The 18,529-nt window shown below is 67.9% G+C and carries 19 protein-coding genes and 2 pseudogenes; 9 read left to right on the plus strand and 12 right to left on the minus strand.

Going from position 1 to position 18,529, the window contains the following annotated elements:
- Positions 1–10: 10 nt before the first annotated feature.
- Together OG453_RS41435 and OG453_RS41440 are read left to right on the plus strand one after the other, a co-directional pair.
- Positions 11–667 (plus strand): N-acetyltransferase, encoded by a 657-nt coding sequence (locus OG453_RS41435; RefSeq protein ID WP_266873951.1) that lies wholly within the window; start codon positions 11–13, stop codon positions 665–667.
- The gene (locus OG453_RS41440) at positions 664–1,566 is read left to right on the plus strand and encodes a PaaX family transcriptional regulator C-terminal domain-containing protein (RefSeq protein WP_266873953.1); all 903 of its coding nucleotides are present in this window, start codon (positions 664–666) and stop codon (positions 1,564–1,566) included. Before OG453_RS41435 ends, OG453_RS41440 begins: the two co-directional genes overlap by 4 nt.
- A gap of 661 nt (positions 1,567–2,227) precedes the next feature.
- Here OG453_RS41440 and OG453_RS41445 read toward each other — a convergent pair.
- The gene (locus OG453_RS41445) at positions 2,228–2,431 is read right to left on the minus strand and encodes a hypothetical protein (protein ID WP_266873954.1); all 204 of its coding nucleotides are present in this window, start codon (positions 2,429–2,431) and stop codon (positions 2,228–2,230) included.
- 163 nt (positions 2,432–2,594) lie between these two features.
- Between OG453_RS41445 and OG453_RS41450 the strand changes: the two are divergent.
- Positions 2,595–2,708 (plus strand): annotated as a pseudogene (locus OG453_RS41450) (HAD-IB family hydrolase); the annotation flags it as partial.
- 77 nt (positions 2,709–2,785) lie between these two features.
- Here OG453_RS41450 and OG453_RS41455 read toward each other — a convergent pair.
- The 3 genes from OG453_RS41455 to OG453_RS41465 form a co-directional block, all read right to left on the minus strand.
- Entirely contained in the window at positions 2,786–3,439 is a 654-nt protein-coding gene (locus tag OG453_RS41455) for a hypothetical protein (protein WP_266873955.1), read from the minus strand.
- On the minus strand, positions 3,436–4,104 hold the full coding sequence (locus OG453_RS41460) for an HAD family hydrolase (RefSeq protein ID WP_266873956.1): 669 nt from the start codon (positions 4,102–4,104) through the stop codon (positions 3,436–3,438). The genes OG453_RS41455 and OG453_RS41460 overlap by 4 nt, the downstream gene beginning before the upstream one ends.
- 95 nt (positions 4,105–4,199) lie before the next feature.
- Positions 4,200–4,688 carry an ATP-binding protein gene (locus tag OG453_RS41465; protein WP_266873957.1) on the minus strand — a complete coding sequence of 163 codons (489 nt, stop codon included), beginning with the start codon at positions 4,686–4,688 and terminating at the stop codon, positions 4,200–4,202.
- Positions 4,689–5,093: 405 nt separating this feature from the next.
- Between OG453_RS41465 and OG453_RS45280 the strand changes: the two are divergent.
- Both OG453_RS45280 and OG453_RS45285 read left to right on the plus strand, forming a co-directional pair.
- Positions 5,094–5,363 (plus strand): annotated as a pseudogene (locus OG453_RS45280) (SDR family NAD(P)-dependent oxidoreductase); the annotation flags it as partial.
- 40 nt (positions 5,364–5,403) lie between these two features.
- Complete coding sequence (locus OG453_RS45285; RefSeq protein ID WP_323178744.1) at positions 5,404–5,910, plus strand: SDR family oxidoreductase; 507 nt, start codon at positions 5,404–5,406, stop codon at positions 5,908–5,910.
- A gap of 5 nt (positions 5,911–5,915) precedes the next feature.
- Here the strand turns inward: OG453_RS45285 and OG453_RS41475 are convergent, their stop codons facing one another.
- Both OG453_RS41475 and OG453_RS41480 read right to left on the minus strand, forming a co-directional pair.
- A complete protein-coding gene (locus OG453_RS41475; RefSeq protein ID WP_266873958.1) occupies positions 5,916–6,788 on the minus strand; it encodes a hypothetical protein in 873 nt (290 codons plus the stop codon).
- Between the two features lie 90 nt (positions 6,789–6,878).
- Positions 6,879–7,298 carry a hypothetical protein gene (locus OG453_RS41480; RefSeq protein WP_266873959.1) on the minus strand — a complete coding sequence of 140 codons (420 nt, stop codon included), beginning with the start codon at positions 7,296–7,298 and terminating at the stop codon, positions 6,879–6,881.
- A gap of 286 nt (positions 7,299–7,584) precedes the next feature.
- Here OG453_RS41480 and OG453_RS41485 point away from each other — a divergent pair, with 286 nt between their 5' ends.
- From OG453_RS41485 to OG453_RS41500, 4 genes are all read left to right on the plus strand, one after another.
- The gene (locus OG453_RS41485) at positions 7,585–8,124 is read left to right on the plus strand and encodes a winged helix-turn-helix domain-containing protein (RefSeq protein ID WP_266873047.1); all 540 of its coding nucleotides are present in this window, start codon (positions 7,585–7,587) and stop codon (positions 8,122–8,124) included.
- A complete protein-coding gene (locus OG453_RS41490) occupies positions 8,121–8,672 on the plus strand; it encodes a transposase (protein WP_266873276.1) in 552 nt (183 codons plus the stop codon). Before OG453_RS41485 ends, OG453_RS41490 begins: the two co-directional genes overlap by 4 nt.
- Before the next feature lie 938 nt (positions 8,673–9,610).
- Entirely contained in the window at positions 9,611–9,808 is a 198-nt protein-coding gene (locus tag OG453_RS41495) for an AlpA family transcriptional regulator (RefSeq protein WP_266873961.1), read from the plus strand.
- On the plus strand, positions 9,805–11,193 hold the full coding sequence (locus OG453_RS41500) for an integrase (protein ID WP_266873962.1): 1,389 nt from the start codon (positions 9,805–9,807) through the stop codon (positions 11,191–11,193). Before OG453_RS41495 ends, OG453_RS41500 begins: the two co-directional genes overlap by 4 nt.
- Before the next feature lie 161 nt (positions 11,194–11,354).
- Here the strand turns inward: OG453_RS41500 and OG453_RS41505 are convergent, their stop codons facing one another.
- The 6 genes from OG453_RS41505 to OG453_RS41530 form a co-directional block, all read right to left on the minus strand.
- Positions 11,355–12,878 carry an aldehyde dehydrogenase family protein gene (locus OG453_RS41505; protein WP_266873963.1) on the minus strand — a complete coding sequence of 508 codons (1,524 nt, stop codon included), beginning with the start codon at positions 12,876–12,878 and terminating at the stop codon, positions 11,355–11,357.
- A 119-nt stretch (positions 12,879–12,997) separates the two neighbouring features.
- On the minus strand, positions 12,998–14,254 hold the full coding sequence (locus OG453_RS41510; RefSeq protein ID WP_266873964.1) for a helix-turn-helix domain-containing protein: 1,257 nt from the start codon (positions 14,252–14,254) through the stop codon (positions 12,998–13,000).
- 87 nt (positions 14,255–14,341) lie between these two features.
- Positions 14,342–14,941 (minus strand): N-acetylmuramoyl-L-alanine amidase, encoded by a 600-nt coding sequence (locus OG453_RS41515; RefSeq protein WP_266873965.1) that lies wholly within the window; start codon positions 14,939–14,941, stop codon positions 14,342–14,344.
- A 48-nt stretch (positions 14,942–14,989) separates the two neighbouring features.
- Positions 14,990–16,003, minus strand: coding sequence for an acetamidase/formamidase family protein (locus OG453_RS41520; protein ID WP_266873966.1), 1,014 nt, complete (start codon positions 16,001–16,003; stop codon positions 14,990–14,992).
- A complete protein-coding gene (locus OG453_RS41525; protein ID WP_266873967.1) occupies positions 16,000–16,347 on the minus strand; it encodes a hypothetical protein in 348 nt (115 codons plus the stop codon). The genes OG453_RS41520 and OG453_RS41525 overlap by 4 nt, the downstream gene beginning before the upstream one ends.
- Before the next feature lie 349 nt (positions 16,348–16,696).
- Positions 16,697–18,127, minus strand: a complete 1,431-nt coding sequence (locus OG453_RS41530) for a tetratricopeptide repeat protein (protein ID WP_266873969.1) — start codon at positions 18,125–18,127, stop codon at positions 16,697–16,699.
- Positions 18,128–18,529 lie beyond the last annotated feature (402 nt).

The raw sequence follows: 18,529 nt of genomic DNA on the forward strand, positions 1-18,529 counted from the left end.
AGGGAGGACCGTGGACGCACCACAGGAGGCGGCGGACCGGGGCGACAGCGGCGCCCCCCGTCTGCATCGAGGGATCCCCGAAGGAGCCGAACAGCAGGTGGCCGCCTTGTACTGGGAGGCGTTCGGCCGCAAGCTCGGCAGCGCGCTCGGCCCTCCCAAGAAGGGCCGGGCGTTCCTCGCCTCCCATCTGCACCACGACCGCGGCATCACCGCGCTCGACGGTGTGGGCCGCGTCGTCGGCGTCGCCGGCTACGACCTCGCGGGCCGCGCTCTGAACGGCGGCTCGGCACGTGACGTACTGTCCGGAAACGGCCCGCTGCGAGGACTGCCCCGGCTTGCCCTGCTCGTCCTGCTCACCCGGAAACCCGCCGAGGGTGAACTCGTGATGGACGGCATCTGCGTGGCCGCGGCACACCGCGGCACCGGCATCGGAGCCCTGCTGTTGCGCGAGATCGCCTCCGTGGCCGCCGAGAACGCCTGCTCCCGGATCCGGCTTGACGTCATCGACGTCAACCCGCGCGCCAAGGCCCTCTACGAACGCCACGGCTTCAGCGCCGTGCGCACCCAGCAGACCCCGTTTCTGAGGACGTTGATGGGATTCGGTGCCGTCACCACCATGCACCGTGCCGTCACCCCCGACGACCTGGCCGGAGGAAGCCCCCGATGAATCACGCGCAGCCGGACCACGCACAGCGTCCCGAGATTCCCACGCGGTTGCTCGTGCACGCCCTGGTCCGTGAGGACGGGACTGTCGACGCCGGTGAGCTCTACGCCGTCGCCGGACTCCTCGGCATGACCGACCAGCAGGTCCGGCTGTGCGTCAAACGCCTTGTCACCGAGGGTCGGTTCAACCAGGAAGGGCGGGGGCGCAAGGCCGTACTGCGGGCAGTGCCCGATGCCGCGACCGGCACCGTCGCCCCCGATACCGAGCATGTCCGCTATGCCTACCGGCAGGACCGCGGGCTCGCACCCTGGGACAGCACGTGGCACCTGTTCGCCTTCGCCATCCCGGAAGCACGCCGCACCGACCGCGACGCCCTGCGGGAAACCCTGCTGCACCTGGGCGCGGCGCCCGTCCAGGGCGGCCTGTACGTGGCCGCCAACCCCATCGCCGATCTGGTCGAGGCTCAGGCCCGCCATCTCGACGTACTCGACTCCGTCACGTTCCTCACCAGTACCGACCTGCGCATCGGGGGCGTCACCGACCCTCAGCAACTCGCCGCCCGCATCTGGCCGTTGGGTGAGATCGCCGCTCGGCACGAACGCCTCGCCGCTTTCGCCGCGACCTGCGCCGACCGACTGGCCCGCGGAACAGACCTGTCCGGAGTCGAGCGGCTCACCCTGGCCGTGGAACTCGCCGCGGAGTTCAGCCGAGCTATGACCCCCGACCCGCTACTGCCTCCGGAACTGCTGCCCCGGCCCTGGCCCGGCAGTCGTGCCCGCCGACTCACCCAGGAATGCTGGACCACTCTGCGTGCCCTCCCTGCGGCTCAGCACACCCCCACGTCACTTCCGCGCCTGTTCAGCCTCTACAGCGACGCCATCACCGCGCCCGACAGGCAGTGATACGCGCCGAAGAGCCCGAGCCCGTCACCACGCTGTGCTCGCAACGGTCGGGAGCGTGGACCTTGGACCTTTGGTGGCCATCGTCCATGGCCATGTGAGGCCGGCTCCCACGTGACTCCCACATGGCACCCACGAGGCAACCTCGACGACGTGCGTACGGGGTGTCGGCTGACCTGCACGTCCACGGGCCGGTCAGCGACGAGCGGGGTGCGCAGGTTGGCTCCCTACTCGGCGAAGCGCACCCTCTGCAGCACACCGTGGCCGACGTGCACGCCTGATGCTGAGTCATCTCGCCGTGAATGAACAAGTCGTTGCGCGGGGTGCCGGTCTGGCGCCGCTTGTCCGAGATCGTGATGACGTAGCCCTTGCTGAGGCTGCCGTTGTAACGCCTCGTGTGTCACGCGGCAGGACGTGGGGCCGCGCAGCAGGTCCACGGCATTCGCGCCTTGTCTCATCCCAAGACGTGCGTCGATGCCTTCTCCGTCTAGCGGAGGCGTGCCGGAATCCGACACGCGTGAGACCTGGGACGGGCTAAGAGATACGCGAGGCGGAGCAAACCAGTTTAAAACGACCTCTTAACGCGAGAGGGCCTGGCCGCAGTGACGGCCAGGCCCTGCGTGCGTCAGCAGAGGCGATGCTCAGCTGCGGTGCTGGCGCAGATTTAGGGCTGACAAATGCATAGGCCCACCTTGTTGAGCCTCGTCACGATGGTGGCCCCGGCAGTGACGAGGGCCGCGGCTGCCGCGATTTGATCAGCACTCATGAGGATGATCATCAGCAGGATGATCACGACCATGACGGCTGCCGAGCGGCCACGCCGTGGCGGCGCGCCGGGTCGTATGGGATCGTGGATTTGGATCGACATGTTGTGTCCTTCCACCAGCCCCTTGTGTCGCTCGGTGTCCAGCCAGCTGCGACTCAAGGGGCTTTGTCATATGGGCAGTTGAGCTTTCGAAGAGCCATGGTGGACCCGAGGGCCTTCTCAGGCAAACCCACGCGCCTCGCCTTACGCCGAATGGTGGGTGCCTATGCTCGGGCACGTGGAAAGCCACTCCTTGCCGCGGACACCCACCTTCTTCGACTTGGACAAGACGGTCATTGCGAAATCGACCACGCTGGCCTTCAGTAAGTCGTTCTACCGCTGACGGTGGCGGTGGCGCTGTGCAGGCAACGGGCGTGTGTGCTCGTAGACCTCGCCGCTCCGACACGGAAACGGACGTCAGTCTGATTCCTCTGAACGGGGTTGCTTGGGGACGGAACCAGGGCTCGTACTCGTGGGGATTCCGAGGTCGACGACGTTGCGGCTGGCAGGGCGCCGGTCGAGTTGGGTGAGTTTCTCCTCCGCTCCGGCAAGGCTCACCTGCAGCCCTTCCACTGGCGCTGCCAGAACCGGCTGCCGACGCACGGGGTTGTACGGCGCTCGGGCGCCCAGCGCATAGGCGACCCCGGACCACGTGACGGTGTAGGACCGGTACTCCCGCGAGCTGCTGTCGCGGATCCCGATCAGCCCTTCGTACGGCGCGAGGGACAGATGGCCAGGCGATTGTGCGAAGGGCGTCCACGTACTGAGCGCCATCAACTTGCGCACCAGCCGGGTCACCAGGCGCCGGACAGGAACGTGCTGCACGTACAGCCACTCCGCGCCTCCGGGAGTCGACATGTGGTGGGAGCAATACGCTTCGAGCTGTGCCATCACGTGCTCGACGCGTGCGTTCACCTCGTGCCGGTCGAGCGGCAACGCCTCCGGTTCGGCCGTTGTGATCTTGTCCGAGTGCAGTCGGGCGAGGGCGCCTGCGCCGACCAGCTCCCATAAGGGCTCGCCGCCGGACTCAGTGAGGGCTATACCGAGGGAGCTTCGCTGCTGGGCCTTCACCGCGGGCTCTCCTTGACGAAGGTTGTGGGGCGGCGGTTCGCGTCGAGGAGCCGGAGGAGATCTTTCGGAGTTCGAGCAATCTCAGGCGTGGGCGTCCCAGGGCGCCCGTAGCCCCAACCTGCGTGGACGTAGGAGACACCTGCGCGGTGCGCTGCCTCTTGGTCCACTGCCATATCGCCCACGTACGTACCGTGGGCCGGGTCGGCACCGAGATCGATGAGGGCGAGGAGCAGGGGGTCCGGCGCGGGCTTCCCGCGCCCTTGCCCACCGGGGACGCGGACCGTGGCGAATGGACACCCGAGCTGCGCCAATAGCGGTGCGGCGCGGTCAACCGGCTTCGACGTCACGACTCCGAGCTGCCAGTCGGCGGCCACGAAGGCGTGGAGGACTTCGGCGATGCCGTCGAATTGACTCGCCAGCTGCGCGGCAGCCTGCGACGCATCCGAGTAGGTCGCGTGAATTCGGTCAGCTTCGACGAGTTCGAGCCGCTCCATGATGTCGTCGAAGGGCCGGCCCAAGTGCCGCTCGTATTCCGCGAACGGCATGTCGATGCCGTGTGTCTTCTGCACCGCGCGCCACGCCGTCTCCATGACCGGACGCGTGTCTACGAGCACGCCATCCAGGTCGAGGAGCAGCACTTGGTGCTGTTCAACGTCGACGTCCATCTTCTCCCTCGGGGCCATAGGTGAGGCGGCGGGCGAGCGCCGAATAGGCATGGCGAACACCTCCAGGTCCGACAGGGCGGGGCAAGGGGCAAGCGCTACGACGCGGGGCAGGGATCCGGACGCCTTACGAGCGCCACCACCCGCTTCCCGCTGCCGTCCGCCTTGGGGCAGGCCACCCACGCGTCGGCTTCGGCTGACACGAGCTGCAAGCCGCGCCCATCGATCGAGTCGACCGAGGCGTCCCGTGGAGTCGGCGGCAGTGGGGAGCTGTCCTCCACCTCGATCCCCACCCCGCCGGTGTGAACGGCGAGCGTCAGCGTGATGTGTTCCTTACGATCGTCGGCCGATTTGTCCTCGGAGCCCCCTGGCGCTGCGGGAGAACAGCCATGCCGCTCGGCATTGGTGGTGAGCTCGCTGACGATCAATACGGTTCGGTCCAGGAGGTCTTCCAGACCCCAGTCCGTGAGTGCCTCGCGAGTGAAGGCGCGGGCCTCGCGTGGTGCCCGGTCGCTTGCCGTCATCGTCAGACTCTTCCGGCGCTCGGCTGCGCCGATGACGCTGGCCAGGGCTTGATCGGTGACCATCGCCGGCTCCTCACAGCGTCCGGCGGGGTCCGTCAAGGAGTCGACGGGCAACCGCTTCCGGCAGCGTCCGAATGCCCCCGTCCCCCTGGCTGACGGGCGTTGAAGCCGTGGAGGCTGGCGATGCGGGTGCTGTAGAGCTGGCCATGGTGCGCGCGTTCCTTCCGTGGTGGGGGCCAACGGCAAGTGAGGCTCACTACTCGCCAGGGGCACCTCGTCGCCGTATGAAGCCGAGTGCGCGTCCGGTACGGCTGCTGGTGCTGATCACGGCGGCCGGAGCGGCTCCCGCTATGCCACGTATGAGGTACGGGGTAAAGCGAACCGCGCACTTCAGGAACCATGAAGTCGGCATTGGGGATGCATTCCGCCACACTCGTGCGCATAGGTTGTATGGGAACGGAGGACGTTATGGCGGAGGCGGATGTGGTTGTAGGGGGTCGAACTGTGCCCGGTCCCCTGCAGGGACGGCATGTCGCGGTGACGGGCGGCTCTCGTGGCTTGGGTGAACAGGTCGTGCGCCTGCTCTTGGCCCACGGCGCGCTCGTCTCCACATGCGGGCGGAACGCGGACCGCCTCGATGCGCTCAATGCCTCGGTGCAGAAGGATGGCCTGCCGGCCTTGTTCACCTGTCCGTTGGACGTCACGGACGCGGAGGCGCTGAAGGACTTCGTCGACGCCGCCGTGGCAGAGCGCGGGGGCCTGCACGGCGTGGTGGCGTGTGCCGGGGGGAGCGGCTGGTCGTTCGCTGGGGGAGTCGACTGCGCAGGACTGGACGACCACTTGGGAACTGAACGCCGGGCACTCCGCACGCCTCGCCGCGGCGGCCCTTCCTCACCTTCGGGCCGCAGGCGGCGGTGCTGTCGTCGTGATCGCGTCGATCTCCGGATGGAAGCCAGGCCCCCAGGCACAGTACGGAGCGGCGAAGGCGGCGCAGATCCACCTCGTCTCGTCCCTGGCCCGTGAGCTGGGCCCGGACAACATCCGGGTCAACGCCGTCTCGCCTGGCTCGATGCTCATCCCAGGGAAGAGATGGGATCGCATGCGTACGGAGGATCCTGCGGCGTACGAGCGTTTCCTGGACGAGTTCCCGGCTCGCTCGCTGGTGTCCCCGGTCGAGGTCGCTGAGGTTGTGGCGTTCCTGCTGTCGGACGGGGCGCGGGGCATCTCAGGAGCTAACATCCCTGTCGACCGGGCGCAGAACGCACCGACCCCGGACGGTTACTGATCTCGTCAGGCGGCGCCGAGGATGGGTTTCGCTTTCCGCTCGAATTCGCGGACCAACGGCTCATTTCGGCGCGGCTCGAGCCGCGTTCTGAATTCTCGGAGGGCCTGGACGGAGCGCTCCGAGTGGACGCCGCCCAATCCATTCAAGGCGTGGGTGGCCGTGTTGATCGCCTCGTCGAGGCGGCCCTGCTGAAGGTGAGCGGTGGCCAGGACCGACCGGCTGATTGCCTGCCGACGGCGGCGCTCGGCGTTCGCGGAGACCGATGCTTCAGCCAGCCGTTCGGCTTTCGCGGACTCGCCCAAGTCCCTGTGACATAGGGCTGCTTCGGCCTCCAGGTAGTGGGGGTCTAGGTACCGAACCCACTCCGACTCCTGCAGGGCACCCCGGCTGACGTCCAGAGACTGGGTCGCCCCGTGCAGCGAAGCCGTGGCGGCCCGCCCGTCGCCGAGGGCCGCGTACCCGCGTGCGGCCATGGCATGGAGGCGCATCAGGCCCATCGGGCTGCCCGCCGACTTGGCGGTGGCAATACCGGTTCGAGCCAGTGCGACACCATCGCGCGGATAGCCAAGGTTAATGAAGAGGTGCGACAGGCCGGCGAGGATCTGCCCGCCGAGCACCCGGTCCCCACCTTCCCTGCACAGGCTGAGGGCCATGTTCATATTGCACAGGGCCAGGCCGTACTCCGCCGAGTCGTACGAACACCAACCCGCCATCGCAGCCAACCTGGCGCCGGCGGTGAAGAGCTGCTTCCGCTGGTGATGAGGGATGCCGCGCTGCTGGAGCATCGGAACGACTTCGATGGTCAGGTAGTTCACGATACTGGAGTGCACTCCTCCACCACCGTAGGTGTTGTCCATCTGGTCGAACATCTTGATCATGGCTTGGACTTGCTCGACCTGGCCGCCACCCTCGACGACGGCCAGGGTCGGCTGCTGTTCCTCTTCCAGCAGCCAGAGCAGCCACTGCCTCTATGGCTCCAGCAACGCAGATGCCACAAAGGGCACGGCGCCGAGGAGGCTGCGTCGGGAGATGGCGGTGGATCCGAGTTCGGCGAGCGTGTGCAGCGTTTCACCCACGTCTCCACAGTAAGACAGGGCGCGCGTAATCACCGGTTTCAGTGGGTCAGCTGTGAAGCCTAAGTCCGCTGGCGCCACGGGCCGGTTCAGCATCTCGGAAAGCGCGGCGGCGATGAACTCCGTCGCCCGTCCCCTGGGTTGCATTCCCTGGAGCCACCGATTGACCGACGCCTTGTCGTAGCGCATCACCACACCTTGGCGGCGGCCCAGTTCGACGACCCGACGAGCCAGCGCGGCGTGCGAACAGCCCGCTTCCTTCAACACGACCAAGAGCGTCTTGTTGGGTTCGCTCGACGCTGTCTCACCGCTCATACGTCGATGATGCCCATGCGATCACTCTCTGTCCCAGCCTTTGGACAGCCTGCCACGCGAGTACAACCCCCGTACAACCGGACAACCGCAATGCCCCCTGCTATCGCGGACCTCATCTGCCGAGACTGGGGACGCGCCAGAGGTGGCGAGCTCATGCCCCTTGCCATCTCCGGACTGAGCCGCCGGAGAGTTCGGCGGCGACCAGAAGGGGACTCATGCCTACTGAGCCTGAACTCGTGGTGTCGTAGCTGCTGACTGGTCTTGATCCTGGCGGTATGCCGTTGTCATGAGGTACGCGCAGGGCGGCGGTCTGGCGGACGAGCGGCGTGAGTTCCGCGAGGGCATTCGGCAGGTGGCGGCCGAGCGGTTCGCCCTTGGTGAGCCGAGCTCGGTGATCGCGAAGGATCTGCGGGTCAGCGTCCGGTCGGTGCAACGGTGGCGGAAGTCGTGGACGAAGGGCGGCCCACGGGCCTTGCGCTCGTCTGGGTCGGCCTCGCCACCACGTCTGAGTGAGGCCCAATTTGCGCAGCTGGAAGCAGAGTTGGTCAAGGGCCCGGTCGCGCATGGCTGGCCGGATCAGCGGTGGACGCTGACCCGCGTGAAGACGGTCATCGGTCGTCGCTTCCACAAGAGCTACACCATCCAGGGCGTGCGCAAGCTGCTGATCCGCCACGGCTTCTCCTGTCAGATCCCGGCCAGGCGGGCCCTCGAGCGCGACGATGAGGCGATCACCGGCTGGGTGAAGGAGACTTGGCCGCTGGTGGAAGCACCGCGGCGGCGCTCGACGCCTGGATCGTCTTCGAGGACGAGTCCGGCTTCTCGATGACGCCGCCGATCGCCCGCACTTGGGCGAGGCGCGGGCAGACACCCGTCATCCGGGTCCGCGGCCGCTCCCGCCGACGGGTCTCGATCGCCGCCCTGACCTGCTACAAACAGGGCGAAAGCTCCCGGCTGATCTACCGGCCCCGCCGCGATGACGGCCGGCGCGACGGACGTAAGTCCTTCGCCGGGACCAATTACCGGGATCTGTTGCAGGTTGCCCACCAGCAACTCGGCGGCCCGATCGTGCTCATCTGGGACAACTTGAACGTGCATCTGGACTCCCGCATGCGCGCCTGGATCGCCGAGCGGGACTGGTTGACCGTCCACCAACTGCCCTCCTATGCACCAGATCTCAACCCGGTCGAGGGCATCTGGTCCCTGCTACGGCGCGGCTGGCTCAGCAACATCGCTTTCACCAGCCCCGACCACCTGGTCCAGACCGTCCGGCGCGGTCTGCGCACGATCCAGTACCGCAACGATCTGATCGACGGATGTCTCGCCGGAACCGGCCTATCCCTCAACCCGACGACACCACGAGTTCAGGCTCAGTAGTCCACCGCCCTGCGCGTACCTCATATCAACGGCGTACCGCGAGGATCAAGACCTGTCAGCAGCTACGACACCACGAGTTCAAGCTCAGTAATCGGTCTCACTGCCGAGGCCCGTCTCAAGGAGGCAAATCTGTCGAATCCCGCTCTCCGATCCGCCCGCTTCACTGCCCCCATCCTCTTGGCGCTCGGCGCTCTGAATGCATGGACCGCACAGGAGACGGAAGAATACGGTGCCCTTTCCACGACGCTGTGTCTATGCGTCTGCGCGGCTGGACTGTTCGGCGAGGACCTGGTGCAACGGGGCTACCGTCGTGATCGAGCGGTCCTCGCGTACATCGCGGTGCACCCTGGAGCCGCAACTCGACACGTCGCCCAAGTCCTTGGCTCCTCCGAGCGCGTGGTGGCCCTTAGCCTCGGCCGACTCACCGAAGACGGGCTTCTGATGCTGGTCACGGATGGAGCGACCCCTGCTCTCCGCTCCTATCGACTGGCTTCCTGAAGCAGACGACACGAACACCAGGGGCGCTTCCTTCGTGCTGGGCGATACATAGCAGACGATCCCCGGTTAGCGAAACCGGGGATTCTCCAGAGCATTGATGTTGTTCGCACCCAGCTGTGCTTGGCGGTGGAGCCGTGGCGGACGCAGTTGGCAGCGCCGCACGCATTCGCGAGGAGGTAATAGCGCGGATGTTGTCACCTGCTGGCACGTCAATGACCGCGCTTTCATGCCACGGCTATGGCTGCCCGCTACGCAAGTTCTCCCTCCGGACCGCTTGCCCGAGTGCCGTGAGGAAAACCACGCTGCGTCGATCCTCGATGCCTCGCTGCCTCTTCCCGTCCGCTCCATGAGGTGTGGCCGTGCAGAGCCGGGGAGCTGTGCTGCGTATGTGGGCCTGGATTTCCGGCATGAAGCCTTTATCGACACGAAGGTGATATTGCATGGCTCGCCCTCCCGCGCTGAAGCTCGCCGAGGTTCTGGCGGAGATCCGTATGAGTCCGTCAGCGTTCTACCGAATGCGCGCTCGCGGGCAAGGACCCCACATGATCAGGTTGCCCAATGGCGAACTCCGGTGCCGTCGCGCAGACCTGGACGCCTGGTGGGAAGCATGCGAGAGAGATTCTGACACTTGGCGATGAGCTACAACGTCCGCTTTTGGGGCATACGCGAGCGCCCTGACCGGCGCAAGCCTTTTATGGTCCGGTGGACGGTCGATGGGCGCGAAAAGTCCGAGTCATTCATGACCTTCGGGCTCGCCGACAGCAGGCGCTCAAAACTGATGACGGCAGCGCGCGAAGGCGAGCCGTTTGATGTACACACAGGTTTGCCGGCGTCCGAGCTACGAGCCATCAAGCAGCGGACGACGTGGTACGACCTTGCCCACGAATACCTTGACCAACGGTGGGACCGCACGCCGGGAAACACCCGCCGCACTCTGGCCGACGCATTCGCCACGATCACACCTGCCCTGGTGCACTCTGGCGCGACCTATCCGGAGCCGCGGGTCCTGCGGCGCGCCTTGTACTCGTGGGCCTTCAACAAGAACGCATGGGCCCAAGAGCCGAACGAGGAGTGGCGGAAGGCCCTGGACTGGATAAAGCGCAACTCCCTGCCCGTCGGTGCACTCGCGGAAGCCGACGTGCTGCGACGGGCGCTGGACGCCCTGTGTCGCAAGCTGGACGGCAAGGCGGCTGCAGCCAAGACGGCGCGGCGCAAGAGGGCCGCGTTCAACGAAGTGCTCAACACTGCAGTGGAGAAAGGTTACTTCGGGGATAACCCCCTCAACGGACTCAGGTGGAACGCTCCGGCCGTCAACGAGGAGGCGGACCCGGCTGCCGTTCCCAATCCGGCCCAGGTCGCCCGGCTCCTCGCGGCGGTTGCCCAGCAGTGCGGACGCGGTCCTCACCTTGAGGCGTTCTTCGGCTGCATGTACTACGCGGCCATGCGGCCCGCGGAGGTCATCCACCTCCGGCTCGATCAGTGTCACCTCCCCAAGACCGGGTGGGGGATGCTCAACCTTTCGGGGGGCGTCGTCACCGCAGGAAAGGACTGGACGGACGACGGCGCGGTGCACGAGGTGCACTCGCTCAAGCGCCGTGCGGCTACCGCGACCCGACCTGTGCCGATCCCGCCGCAGTTCGTGCGCATCCTCCGCGCGCACATCGAACGGTTCGGCGTGGCGCCGGACGGGCGGCTGTTCCGGAACCAGGCCGGCAACTACGTGGACGCAGCCGCGTACGGCACAACCTGGGCGCGGGCACGGAAGTACGTCCTGACGCGCACGGAACTCGCCTCCGGGCTGGCCAAGCGGCCCTACGATCTCCGGCACGCCGGGATCTCGTTCTGGCTGTACTCCGGTGTGGACCCGGCCGAATGTGCTCGCCGCGCGGGCCAGAGCATCGAGGTCCTCTTCCGCCACTACGCCAAGTTCCTGGACGGCGTCCGGGAGCAGGCCAACCGCCTCATTGAGCAGTCAATGCAGGAGTGGGACCGCGTCAGCCAGGGCGGGGCACCTGCGGGGTGAGCCGGGGTTTGGTCCGCCACTGGTCCGGAACAGCTGGTCAGAAGGGGGATAGCGGTGGGAGAAACTGGGAGTTACAACGCAAACCGGGCCCTGCGCTGAGCGGGCCGAGTGGAAGGCGCCTGACGGGCAAAAGCCCAGGTCAGGCGCCTTTTCTCGTGCCTCTAGAAGAAGCCGAGCTTCTTCGGCGAGTACGACACCAGAAGGTTCTTCGTCTGCTGGTAGTGCTCCAGCATCATCTTGTGCGTCTCACGCCCGATCCCCGACTGCTTGTAGCCGCCGAACGCCGCATGCGCGGGATACGCGTGATAGCAGTTCGTCCAGACCCGGCCGGCTTGGATCGCGCGGCCCGCGCGGTAGGCGGTGTTCATGTCGCGCGTCCATACGCCCGCACCCAGGCCGTACAGCGTGTCGTTGGCGGTCTTGATCGCGTCGTCGAAGTCGTTGAACGACGCCACCGAGACGACCGGGCCGAAGATCTCCTCCTGGAAGATCCGCATGCGGTTGTCGCCCTCGAAGATCGTCGGCTGGACGTAGTAGCCGCCGGCCATCTCACCGTCGTACGTGATGCGCTGACCGCCCGTCAGAACCTTGGCGCCCTCCTGCTGGCCGATGTCCAGGTAGGAGAGGATCTTCTCCAGCTGGTCGTTGGAGGCCTGGGCGCCGATCATCGTGTCGGTGTCCAGCGGGTGGCCCGCGACGATCTGTTCGGTGCGGGCGACCGCCGCTTCCATGAACTCGCTGTAGTGGCCCCGCTGGACGAGCGCGCGCGACGGGCAGGTGCAGACCTCGCCGTTGTTGAGGGCGAACATCGTGAAGCCCTCGAGCGCCTTGTCACGGAAATCGTCGTTGGCCGCCCACACGTCGTCGAAGAAGATGTTCGGGGACTTGCCGCCGAGCTCCAGCGTCACCGGCTTGATGTTCTCCGAGGCGTACTGCATGATCAGCCGGCCCGTCGTGGTCTCACCGGTGAAGGCGACCTTCGCGACGCGTGCGCTGGATGCCAGGGGCTTGCCCGCCTCGACGCCGAAGCCGTTGATGATGTTGACGACGCCCGGCGGGAGCAGGTCGGCGACCAGGCTCAGCCAGTAGTGGATGGAGGCTGGGGTCTGCTCGGCGGGCTTGAGTACGACCGCGTTGCCCGCGGCGAGCGCCGGGGCGAGCTTCCAAGTCGCCATCAGGATGGGGAAGTTCCACGGGATGATCTGCGCGACGACGCCGAGCGGCTCGTGGAAGTGGTACGCGACGGTGTCCTCGTCGATCTCGCTCAGCGACCCCTCCTGCGCGCGCATGACGCCGGCGAAGTAGCGGAAGTGGTCGATGGCGAGCGGGATGTCGGCGGCCAGGGTCTCGCGGACCGGCTTGCCGTTCTCCCAGCTCTCGGCCACGGCGAGCTGCTCGAGGTTGGCTTCCATGCGGTCGGCGATCTTCCGCAGGACGGACGCGCGTTCGGTCGCGGAGGTGCGGCCCCAGGCGGGGGCGGCTGCGTGCGCCGCGTCCAGCGCGCGTTCCACGTCTTCGGCCGTACCGCGGGCGATCTCGGTGAAAGGCTGTCCGTTGACCGGGCTCGGGTTCTCGAAGTACTGGCCGCGGGCGGGTGGTACGTACTCACCGCCGATGAAGTGGTCGTAGCGGGCCTGGTAGGAGACGAGTGCGCCCTCGGTGCCGGGCGCTGCGTAACGGGTCATCTTGGCTGGCCTCCCGGGGAAGGCTGCCCGCCGTTGGGCAGCTCTCGCCCGGAGGCTAGGAGCGCGGACGTTGCATGTACGTTGCACACCTCGCCGCCGATTGCGCACTTCGCCGCCGGTTACGTCCCGGCCGCCAGCTCCGCGTTCAGATCGTCGACGCGGGCGAGCACCGGCGGGGTCGCCCGCACCTGGGCCAGCACGCGCCACACCGCCAGGTCGTCCTCGCCCCACGGGGCGTGCGCCCAGTCGGACAGGAGGTCGGGGTCGCGGCGCGCGATGAGCGCCGCGCGCAGCTGGTCGGCGAGCCTGCGCCGAAGCCTGGCCACGGCAGGCGCCTGCGAACCGGGAAGCAGCGGCCCCGCGTACGACGCGGCGGCCGCGGTGACCGCCCCGGCGCCGAGCCGACGCTCGACAGTATCGACGTCGGACTCGACCGGCACCGCGAGCCGGTACGGGCGCGACCTCAGCAGCTCCGGACCGATGACATGGCGCAGCCGGGCCAGTTCGGCGCGCAGCGTCACCGGTGTCACCGACTCGTCCTCGTACAGCGCGCACAGCAACTCGTCACCGGTGAGCCCCTCCGGATGGCGGGCGAGCACGACGAGGATCTCGCTGTGCCTGCGGCTCAGCCGCACCTTGCGGCCCCCGGTCAGAAGCAGGGCTTCATCGCGGCCGAGCGCGGTGAGCTCCACGGCGTCCATCATCTCCACCGGCGGTGCGAGCAGCGCCAGTTGAGACTCCGCGGCGCGCGCGACCGCCTGGACGAAGGCAAGGCTGTGCGGATGCGCGAGACCGTCACCCCCGGTGATGTCGACCGCCCCGAGCAGCCTGCCGGTCCGCGGATCGTGCACCGGAGCGGCCGCGCACGTCCACGGCTGGACGCGCCGGATGAAGTGCTCGGCGGCGAACACCTGCACCGGCCGGTCCACGGCCACCGCCGTACCCGGCGCGTTCGTCCCCATGGCCGACTCCGCCCACCGCGCACCTGGCACGAAGTTCATCCGCCCGGCCTTCTGCCGGGTCGCCGAGTGCCCCTCGACCCAGAGCAGCCTGCCGTGCGCGTCGCACACGGCGAGCAGATGCTCACCGTCCATCGCGAAAGTGCCCATCAGCTCGCGGAACAGCGGCATCACTCCGGCCAGCGGATGCTCCGCCCGATAGGAGCCGAGGTCCCCGTCGGTCAGTTCCACCGCCGCACCGGTGTCCTCGGGGCAGACCCGCGCCCGAGCCGAACGCCGCCACGAGTCGGCCACCACGGAACGGACCGGCCGCGCGACGGTCCCCGCCTCGGTGAACCTCTCATGGGCGCGGCGCAGCACCCGCACCCTCTCCGCGGGATCGGCACCGGCCTCCAGAGCCACCCATGGATCGGTCAAGTCGGCCTCCCGGGACGGCGATGCGGTGCAGCCATCGTCGCCCCGCGAGCCCGCGCCGACAAGCACCGGAACATGAGCCGACGTACGTCAGACGGAGTTCACCAGGTCCATATAGCGCGGCCAGTCCCAGTACGGTCCCGGATCGGTGTGGTCGCTGCCGGGCACCTCGACGTGCCCGATGATGTGGTCGCGGTTCTTGGGAATGCCGTACGTGTCGCAGATGTACGAGGTCAGCAGCGCGGACTGCTCGTACATCGCGTCGGTGAAGTACTCGGGCTGGTCGACCCACCCTTCGTGTTCGATGCCGATGCTGCGGGTGTTGTAGTTCCAGTTGCCGGCGTGCCAGGCGACATTGCGCTCGCGCACGCACTGGGCGATGTGGCCGTCCTCGGAGCGCACCACATAGTGGGCCGACACCTTCTTCGCCGAGTTCTGGAAGATGGCCAGGGTGTCGGCGTAGGTCTCCTGGGTGACGTGAACGATCACGAAGTCCACCGGGTAGGTGCTCGGCCGGTTGGCCGCCGTGTAGTTGGAGGTACTGGCCGGAACCCACTCGGCGAGGGGGTAGTCGACCGCTCGGGGCCGGGCGGTCGCTCGGGTGGCGGGGAGGAGCGCGGCGGGGACGGCGGCGAGGGCCGCGCCCTGCAACAGCCGGCGCCGGCTGGGAAGGCGTCTTGCTCGATCCATTGCTGACCTACCTCTCGGTGGGGGGAACAGCTGGACTCTCTGGAGTCGTCAATGGGGCAGTGACGCGGCCGTCTCTCGCAGCCGCGCATGCAGCCCCCGGTGAGTCTCGCGTGCGGGCAGCCACTCCTTGCGGATCTTGGCCACGCACGTGTAGTTGGTGTCGCAGACGTTGGCGAGCGGTGATTCGACGGTCTGCGTCGCGAACTGGTAGGCGTCGAGCTCGCTGAAGCCGTAATCGCGCACCAGCCACTGCACCAGGTCGAGTTGGGATATTCGGAAGGCGTCCTCGAGCGGTCGAGCCGAGCCGGTCGACACGATGTGGGTGTCGGACTCCAGGCGCGGCCAGGGTGTTGTGATCCCCTTCAGGAGTTCGACGATCACGACGGTGTTCATGGCGCACTCGACGGCGACACCACAGGTCTCTCCCTCGCCCTGGCGGGCATGCCCGTCGCCCAGGCTCAGGAGCGCGCCCTCGACATTCACCCCGAGGTAGCAGGTGACCCCGGCCCGCATCTCGGGAGTGTCCATGTTGCCGCCGTGCGCGTCGGGCACGAGCGCCGAGCGCACCTCGAGGCTGGCGGGCGCGACGCCGACCGTGCCGTGCATCGGATCCATCGGCAGCGCGATCTCGAAGTCGCCGTCACGCGCGCTGAAGTGTGCCGTGCGACGGTCCCGGTCGAGCTGCCAGATCCACACGGTCTCCGGCAGCGGCGGCTGCAGCGAGGCCGTCGTGTGGGTGGAGGTAAGCGCCCCGAAGAGCGGCACTGTCGTGGACGCCGCCCAGTCACGGGCCGGCTCGATGGACACGAAGTGCACGGCGATGGTGTCACCGGGCTCCGCGCCCTCCACATGGAAGGGGCCGGTCTGCGGGTTCAGGAACGGAAACTCGCAGACCTCGGAGACCAGGTCCTTCTCGGAGCGGACCTCCCCCGCGAAGCAGTCCTCCGTGTACAGGTCGAGGACCGTGCCCGGAGCAATGCGTGCCACGGGAGGGGCACCGCCGAACGTCCAGGCGTACTCGCCCGGTTCGGGCCGCACGGTCATCATCCGAGGCTCGCTCATCGCAGGGCTGCTCCGCACTGTGAGGGTTCGGGTGTGGTGTCGTCGTCGAGATGGACCCGTGCCGTCTCGGCTATGCGCTCCGGATGCCGTCGCAGGAGCACGGCGAGGACCACGACTCCTATGAGCATCCAGACGCCGACGACGGGCCCCGCGTACGAGACCGGCGCTGTCAGCTCGGACACGAAGTCGAAGACGGGCAGGCCCGCCGCCGTCAGCAGCGCGGGCACGAAGGAGACGATGAACAGGCACGCCACCAGCGCGATGAGCACCGACAGCGGCAGGCTGCCCCCGGCGAACGCGGTGCCCGCCGGAATGCAAGCGGCGACCGCGGCGGCAGGCGCCATCGCCGTAATGCTCTGGAACAGGACTTCACGTAACCCGATGGCTTCGCGACGCAGCCCTGGATTGGTTTCCCCCGACACTTGAATCCCCCGATCCACGCCGACACGACCCGTCGCCAGGACGAATGGTGCCTCGCCTCAATTACGTTACGGCGCTGGCTGGTTGGGGCGGAAGGGCGCGAGCTGGATCTGTGTACAGCACCGTGATTGTGGATATCGCGGTCACCCGTTAGGGGGATGGCCCACGCGCCGGCCGCACGGCTCAGGATGGTTTGTGGCCTGCTCGCCCCAAGGCTGCGGGTCCTGTCACTGCAAGGCTGTGGGCGCTGTCACCTCATGGCTGCGGGCCCACTCACCCCAAGACTGCGGCCCCGGCGGCGGCCTGTTGCTCGGCTCGGGTGCGGGCGGCGACGGCCTGGTCCGGATCGCCGAGCCGGTCGGCCAGCCGCGCCCGAGCCTGCCAGTTGTACGGGCAGATGGGGCGCAGACTGATCCGCTCACTGAGCAGGGTGCGCGCCAGATCGTCGTGCCGGCCGGAGCGGACGGCGGCCTCCACCAGCGTGCGCTGGATGGCGTCCCGCTGAGCGTGGCTGCCGCCGAAGAAGTTGAGGCGGTTGCGGATCGGCGCGAGCAGCTCGACGACGCGGGTGTACTGCTCCCGGCGGTGCGCGATGAGGGCCTGGCACACCGGCAGCCCGATCTCGCGCGTCATCGCATGGTTGGACACCGCCGGGGAGGCCGCGGGCTCGCTGCGGGCGAGCCACAGCTCGCGGTCCTTCACGAGTCGCTCGGCATCGGCGATCCGGCCGGCCCCCGCGTACGCCATCACGGCGTGTACGTCGTTGAAGGCGTAGTACGCGCCGTCCTCCCGCCCGGCCCAGGCCTCGGCGAGCTTCGCCCAGCGCGGCCCGACGTCGGCACCTACGAGGAGCAGCCGCCACAACAGGGCTGAGGCGTCCAGGAGTTCCATGGCGATTCCCTCCGAGGTCTCGTTGTGGAGGGTGTTGTCGTAGACGGCGAGGACCCGTTCGATGCTCCCCGACTCCAGCGCGTACAGGGCGTAGTGCCATGAGTTGTGCACGGACAGGAAGTTTCCGTCGGTCCAGTCCGCCGTCCGCGCGTCCATGTAGTGGATCCCATCGGCGAACCGTCCGCGCATCTCGTAGGTGTGGACGACCGCGTGAATGCCCCACACGTCACGCGGATGGCGTTCCACGGCGCGTAGCCCGGTCTCCTCGGCGTGGCCGTAGTGCCCCGACTCCTCGAGCCCGAAGGCGTACATCCCAAGGAGCGGGCCGAAGTACGGGTCATCGGAGTCCCACGAGGTCAGCGCGCCGCCGATGCGGTCGCGCAGTCGCTGGGCGTCGCCCGAGAAGAAGTCGATCTGGTGACCGACGGCCAGCGCGAGGGCGTCGCGGGGATGCTCGCGGCTGAGCTCGCCGAGGATCTCCCCGGCACCGAACATGTCCCCGTCGAGCCAGGCGTCGGCAGCGGCCGCGTGCATGCGCTCGCGCGGCGAGAGCTCTGCCAGGTCGACGGCGCCGAGGAACGCGCTGAAGGTCCGCCGCGCCGCGGCGGCCTCCCTCTCCTCGGTGCCCAGCAACCCCAGATACGCGCCGAATACCTGCGCCATGGCGGACCGGGGAGCGGCCGCCGCCATCGCCTGCGCCTCATCGGCCACCTCCCCGCGGAAGAACAACAGCGCGTCAAGCGCCCGCTCGTAATGCCGCGCGGCCTCGTCGCCGATGCCACTCATGGCGTGCCCATGCCGGTCCGTTTCCATGGCTGTTCCTGCTCCCGTCGGCTCCTCGCAGTCTCGCGATTCTGCCCGGGCGATGCCACGACGACGCTCGGTTCACCTGAAGGAGGCTGACGGAAGGGGCCAAGGGGAGGGAATGCGCCAACGGGCGGGGAATGCGCCAAGAGGAGCCTGCCGCCTCACGCTGAGCCGTTGGGCGGCGGAGGTTCCGCGATGCCGACGATGAACTTCCCTGCCACGGTTCGGATGTGGGCCGCCAAGCCCAGGGCCGTCAGGTCGTCCGTGAGCGTCCGGGGGCCGTGGAACACCTTCACGATGCGGTACTCACGATGCGGTACCGGCTGCCGTCACCGAACGCGCCCGCGCGGCGAGCATCGTGGTCCACTGGCCCGTCCCGCAGGCCAGTTCCAGTACGTCCTCGCCGAT

Origin of the sequence: Streptomyces sp. NBC_01381 (genome assembly GCF_026340305.1) — a bacterium.
GTDB lineage: Bacteria > Actinomycetota > Actinomycetes > Streptomycetales > Streptomycetaceae > Streptomyces.